The sequence below is a fragment of the Frankia sp. CcCS3 genome (assembly GCF_977927575.1).
Genome location: NZ_CDWRCL010000244.1, coordinates 1 through 5,888, shown reverse-complemented (window position 1 = coordinate 5,888; position 5,888 = coordinate 1). Strand labels below are relative to the sequence as shown.

Genomic DNA, 5,888 nt, shown 5'->3' with positions numbered 1-5,888 from the left:
CCCAAACAGGCCCTAGTCGAGTTCGTGGGGGGCGGGCGGCGCCTCGGCCGCCCGCTGCCGACTGGTGGCTGGCCGCTCGCGGACGCTGCGCCGCAGGTCGGCGCCCCGTAGATGGCGCCGAGATGGCCGCCGTGTGTCGGCTGGCTGTCAGTTCCCGCCGTCTGTCGTCGGAGGCCATTCGCCAGGTACCGTCACCGAGAGGCGACGTTTCACGATCTTGCCGGCTCCGGTCGGCGCGCACCGTTTCGGGATGCTCGTCGAACGACGCCCCTGCCTTTGACGAGGAGAACGCTGCTTGCGCCACTTCGCCTTTCTGGGCCCCGAGACGGTTGACGCACTGTTCCTCCGGCCGCCGGAGGACATCGCCGTGAATGATGATCGTCGTCTGCTGGCCACCGCGCTCGGCGCGACCCTCTACGCCCCGGGGACGCGCCCCCGGTTGGCGTCGGACGTGCACAGACAGACCGCGGCGGGGGTGACCTCGATGGTTCTCTGCCTGGAGGACTCCATCGCTGACACCGAGGTGGCCGCCGCCGAGGCCAACGTCGTCGCCGCGTTGCGCGCGCTCGCGGCGGAGCCCCCTTGGGCCGCGGGCGCGATACCACTGCTGTTCGTCCGGGTCCGCGCGGTCGGGCAGATCCCGGATCTTGTCGACCGGCTCGGGCCGGCCGGAGTCGGGTGTCTCGCCGGGTTCGTGCTGCCCAAGTTCGCCGAGGAGGGTGGCGAGGCGGCGATGGAGGCGGTGCTGCGGGCCTCCGAGACGGTCGGTCGCCCGCTGTGGGCCATGCCGGTGCTGGAGAGCCCGCAGGTCATCAACCGGGAGACCCGGGTGGAGGCGTTGTCGGCGGTCCGGCGGCTGGTCGACAAGCACGCCGACCAGGTGCTGGCGATCCGGCTCGGTGCGACGGACCTGTGTGGGCTGTTCGGGCTGCGCCGTGACCGCGACCTGACGATCTACGACATCGCTGTCGTCCGGGACTGCATCGCCGACATCGTGAATATCTGTGCGCGGGGCGGTGACCACGTCGTGACCGGACCGGTCTGGGAGTACTTCGCCCAGCCGGAACGGCTCTTTGTCAGCTCGCTGCGGGTGACCCCGTTCGCGCAGGCGGACCGCGTCGACGGCGGGGAGGATGCGATCCGGATGCGCAGCGAACTGGTCTCCGCCGACCTTGACCGGCTGATCCGGGAGGTCGTTCTGGACAAGGCCAACGGCCTGATCGGCAAGACGGTGATCCATCCCAGCCACGTGCCCGCCGTGCACGCGCTGCACGTCGTCACCCAGGAGGAGTACACCGATGCCGAGACCGTCCTCGACGGGGATGCCGGCGGGGTACGGCCGAGCAGCTACGCGAACAAGATGAACGAGTTGCGTCCGCACCGGGCCTGGGCCGAGGCGGTGATCCGCCGGGCGCGCGCGTTCGGTGTCCTGCGCGAGGGCGACACCTTCGTCGAGGTGCTGGCGGCGACGCACGGTCGTCTCGGCCAGCGGAATGCCCGATGACGGCGACGGCGGGGACGGACGCCCCCACCGGCGCGCCCATCCCTCACCCGGCCGCGCCCGTGCCCGCCCACATCCCAGCGGCCGCCCCCGCAGGGATGTGGCTGTGGACCGCGCTGGGCCTCGATGTCCAGGTCACCGCGGACGTGGCGGGCCAGGGGCTGCACGCCCTGGTGGGACTCGCCCTGCGCCGCAACCCACGCCGGGCGCACCTGTTGGTTAGCCGGGTGCTCGGCAAGCATCTGCCGGTGGCCCCGGCCGAGGCGCTCGCGGCCGGGGCCGGGGTCGCCGCGCTGGTCCGGGCGCTGCCCGGCTTCGAGGAGGCCGGAAAGCGGGTCGCGGACCCGCCGGTTGCGGGTTCGCTGGTGCCGGGTTCGCTGGTGCCGGGTTCGCCGGTCGAGCAGCCCGGGGGCCCGCGGACCGGTCCGATCGTGATCGGTTACTGCGAGACCGCGACGGCGTTGGGGCACGCGGTCGCCGACGGTCTCCCGACGAGCCACTACCTGCACACCACCCGGCGGCCGCTGCCCGGTGTCACGCCGATCCTCGAGTTCGTGGAGTCCCATTCTCACGCGACCCACCACTGGCTGATGCCCGAGGACCGCGAGATCCTGCGGTGCGGCGCGCCGATCGTGCTCGTCGACGACGAGCTGTCGACCGGGCGCACCGCCCTCGGCACGATCCGGATCCTGCATGCCCACGCCCCACGCGAGCACTACGTGGTTGCCACGCTGCTCGACGCCCGTCCGCCCGCGGCCCGGGCCGCGTTCGCCGATCTCGCCGACGAGCTCGGGGTCCGGCTGGATGTCGTCGCCCCGCTTACGGCCACCGTCACCGTGCCGGCCGAGATCGCGGCCCGAGCCGCGCGGGTCCGCGCCCGGTTCGCCGGGGGCGCGGACGGTCGGGACGAGGCGCGGGCGACGGGGGCGCTGGTGGCCCACCCGGTTCGCCGGTTGGTGGCCGACTGGCCGTCCGACCTGCCTGACGGTGGCCGTCATCGCTGGTCGCCGACCGACCGCCACCGCCTCGACGAGGTCGTGCCGCCGGTCGCCGCGACGGTACTGGCCGCGCTGACCCGGCCCGCGGGTCGCACGCTCGTGCTCGGGACGGAGGAACTGATGTACACGCCGATGCGGATAGCGGACGCGCTGGCCCGGACGAGTCCGGGTGAGATCCGCTACCAGTCCACGACGCGTTCGCCGGTCCACCCCGTCGACGTCGACGGCTACGCCATCCGCGCCGCCCTCACCTTCCCCGCGCCGGACGACCCGGGCCGGGCCAGCCACGTCTACAACGTCCGGCCCGGGATGTACGACGACATCGTGGTGGTCGTCGACTCCGTCCCGGACGTCGATTTTGAGACGGACGTCGCCCCGGGGGCGGACCGGAGCTCTCCCCGTGCGGATACCGGCCTCCACGGCATGCTTACTCAGCTACGCCGATGCGCTCCGGTCACGGTGCTGACGCTGCCCTCCTACCGGCCCTCCTACCAGCCGTCCCCTCGACCGACCGGTGCGCCGCCCGCCGCCGGACCGCTCACCGGTGCGCCCGGGGACGCCCGGTGAGCGGGATCGGCGCGGTGGATCCCGCGCTCACCGGCACCGTCGGCTCGGGTTCATACGATCCGGCGGACGTGACCTTCCTGCTGACCGACCTCAGCGCGGTCGCCTTGGAGCGGCCCACCGAGGACCGTGAGGAGGCCATGCAGGCCGGCCGGCACTACTCCGAGGACCTGCCGGTCGAGTACCAGCCTGACGCCGGTTACCTGGAGCTCTACCACCGGGCGCTGGACCGGTCGGCCCGCCGGGTCGCGCTCGCCACCGGCCTCGTGGCGGAGCTTGTACGGGTCACCAAGCCCGAGCCGGTCCTGGCCTCGATCGCCCGGGCCGGTACCCCGGTGGGGATCCTGATGCGGCGCTGGTATGGCTGGCGCCACGGGCTCGACACCCCGCACTACGCGATCTCGGTGATCAAGGATCGCGGCGTGGACCTGAACGCGATCCGCTACCTCACCTCCCGGCACAACCGGGAGGTGATCCAGTTCGTCGACGGCTGGACCGGCAAGGGGGTGATGACCCGGGTGCTGACCGACGCGGTGGCGCGGCTCGGGCTGGACGATACCCTCGCCGTACTGGCCGACCCGGCTCGGTGCGTGCCGCTCTACGGGACCCGCGACGACTTCCTCATCCCGAGCGCCTGCCTGAACTCGACGGTGAGCGGGCTGGTCAGCCGGACCGTCCTCAACGCCGAGCACATCGGTCCGGATGACTTCCACGGTGCGAAGTACTACGCCGAACTCGCGGCGCACGATCTGTCCCGGCACTTCGTCGAGACGGTGGCGGCCCACTTCCCCGAGGTGGCCGACGAGGTCGCCGAGACCTGGCCGCGGCTGTGGGCCGCCGACCGCAGTCCGACCTGGGCGGGCTGGGCGGCGGTGGAGCGCATCGCAGCCGCGTTCGACATCCCCGACGTGGTCATGGTGAAGCCGGGGGTGGGGGAGACGACTCGGGTCCTGCTGCGCCGGGTGCCCTGGCGCATCCTCATCGCCCCCGACCGGCTCGACGAGCTGGCGCACGTGCTGGCACTGGCCGCCGACCGCGACGTCGAGGTCCAGGAGATGGCGGACCTGCCCTTCTCCTGTGTGGGGCTGATCCGCCCGGTCGGCGCGGCACCGGTCTTCCACACCCCGAACGCGCGCTGGCGTCCGGACGTCCCGTGACGGCCGACTCGTCCGCCGTGACGGTCGGCCCGTCCGCCGCGTCCGGGCCGCGTCATCTGCTGGCCTGTGACCTGGACAAGACGCTGATCTTTTCCTGGCACTCGCTGCTGCTGGCCGACGACCGGCCCGCACCGGAGCTCGTCGAGGTCGAACGCCTCGACGGCGCGCCGATCTCGTTCGCGACGGCGCGGTCGCTGGCCCTGCTCGCTGAGTTGCACGACCTCGCCGTCCTCGTCCCGGTCACCACCCGCACCCTCGCCCAGTACGCGCGGGTCAAGCTCGGGGTCCGGCCGCGCTACGCGATCGCGGCCAACGGCGGGCACCTGCTGGTCGACGGGGTCCCCGATCCGGCCTGGGCGGCGGGCGTGGCGGCCGAGGTCGCCGCCGCCTGCGCCCCCCTGGCGGAGATGGTGGCGCTCGCCGAGCGGTCCGCCGCCGGCGGCTGGGCCCGGCTCGTGCGGGTCGCCGACGGGTTGTTCGTCTACCTCGTCGCCCACGACCGCGCTGGCATTCCCGACCTGACCGGGGAGGCCGAGACGGCGCGGGCTGCGGGCTGGGCGATGTCGCTGCAGGGGCGGAAGGTGTACTTCGTCCCGTCGGTCCTGACCAAGCAGCGCGCGGTGGCCGAGGTCGCCCGCCGTGCCGGTACCGCCCGGCTGCTGGCCGCGGGGGACTCCGTGCTTGACGTCCCGATGCTCGCGGCGGCCGACCACGCCGTCCGTCCGGCCCACGGTGAGCTGCACGAGCTGGGCTGGTCGGGCCCGAATGTCACCGTCACCGCCGCGGCCGGGGTGCTCGCGGGCGAACAGGTGCTGGCGGCGTTCGTCGCGCGGGTCCGGGCCGAGATCGCCGCCGGGAGTCGCTGAACCTCCTCGCGCGACTTCCGGGCCCGTTCAGACCGGGCCTTGGCGCCGTTCTTCTGGTGTGCCGGGCAGCGGCGGCGGCTCGGAGCCCGGCCCGAACCCAGGCGCCCAGATTTTCCGCAGCGGCCTGCCATGCGGGCACGTCCCCCGCTCTGGTACCCGCTCGACGCTGCCTGTGGCATGCAACTGGGCGCCACGGCGACGCCGGCACTTGTTGCAGGCCACCAGCGACAGCATCGGCACGACCGGCTCCGGCCCGGTCGGGCCGCAGTCGTCCGCCGGCCCCGGCTCAGGCGGATCGCTGGTCATTTTCTCTTGGTGATTTGTTTAGCCCCGCCGCACGTCGGGCACTTCTTCTCCTGCGTTCCCGAATAGCCACCATCTTCGTCTGTCTCGACCCGTTCGGCGACCACGTTCCCGGTGCCGTTGCAGGTGGGGCAGTCCGCGGTCTCCATCGGCTCGAGGTCGGCATGCCCGGCCTTCGCGCCCCGCTTGTCGTAGTTCTTCTCGGTATCGGGGTTGTTCTTGGATCCGGCGGATCCGCCTTTGCCGCCGCGTTTGACGCTGTCACGGCCGGTGGAGGCTCCACCACTGGTCGACCCTCGCTTGTTCCACGCCATGGGTTGCTCTCCGTCTACAGTCGATCCCTCCCCGCATCAACGGTAGCGGCGGAGCACCCAAGTCGGTACCAGGACAGCCGGAACTGTAACCGTGCGTCCCTCACGGACGCTGGGCGTGGGAAGCTCAGATGGCGCAGCCGCACCCGGGTTCGCATGGTCGCCGTCGAGGCTTGTCTTCCGCACGT

General features: G+C 72.5%; 5 protein-coding genes. 4 read left to right on the top strand and 1 reads right to left on the bottom strand.

What is annotated here, in order from left to right; translation table 11 throughout:
• The first annotated feature begins 295 nt into the window (after window positions 1-295).
• From AC08OQ_RS17055 to AC08OQ_RS17040, 4 genes are read left to right on the top strand one after another with little or no spacing between them, the layout of a single operon-like run.
• On the top strand, window positions 296-1,504 hold the full coding sequence (locus tag AC08OQ_RS17055) for an HpcH/HpaI aldolase/citrate lyase family protein (protein ID WP_462186828.1): 1,209 nt from the start codon (window positions 296-298) through the stop codon (window positions 1,502-1,504).
• On the top strand, window positions 1,501-3,066 hold the full coding sequence (locus tag AC08OQ_RS17050) for a phosphoribosyltransferase family protein (RefSeq protein WP_476601912.1): 1,566 nt from the start codon (window positions 1,501-1,503) through the stop codon (window positions 3,064-3,066). The genes AC08OQ_RS17055 and AC08OQ_RS17050 overlap by 4 nt, the downstream gene beginning before the upstream one ends.
• A gap of 5 nt (window positions 3,067-3,071) precedes the next feature.
• The gene (locus tag AC08OQ_RS17045) at window positions 3,072-4,220 is read left to right on the top strand and encodes a cysteine protease StiP family protein (RefSeq protein WP_476601914.1); all 1,149 of its coding nucleotides are present in this window, start codon (window positions 3,072-3,074) and stop codon (window positions 4,218-4,220) included.
• Entirely contained in the window at window positions 4,217-5,086 is an 870-nt protein-coding gene (locus AC08OQ_RS17040; protein ID WP_476601913.1) for an HAD family hydrolase, read from the top strand. Before AC08OQ_RS17045 ends, AC08OQ_RS17040 begins: the two co-directional genes overlap by 4 nt.
• A 302-nt stretch (window positions 5,087-5,388) precedes the next feature.
• Here AC08OQ_RS17040 and AC08OQ_RS17035 read toward each other — a convergent pair whose 3' ends face one another.
• Window positions 5,389-5,703: a hypothetical protein gene (locus AC08OQ_RS17035; protein WP_462186825.1), complete on the bottom strand. Its 315-nt coding sequence runs from the start codon at window positions 5,701-5,703 to the stop codon at window positions 5,389-5,391.
• Window positions 5,704-5,888: the final 185 nt, after the last annotated feature.

Excerpts from the sequence above, each read along its gene's own strand:
- AC08OQ_RS17050 (WP_476601912.1), top strand. The coding sequence starts at position 1,501 with ATGACGGCGACGGCGGGGACGGACGCCCCCACCGGCGCGCCCATCCCT.
- AC08OQ_RS17035 (WP_462186825.1), bottom strand. The coding sequence starts at position 5,703 with ATGGCGTGGAACAAGCGAGGGTCGACCAGTGGTGGAGCCTCCACCGGC.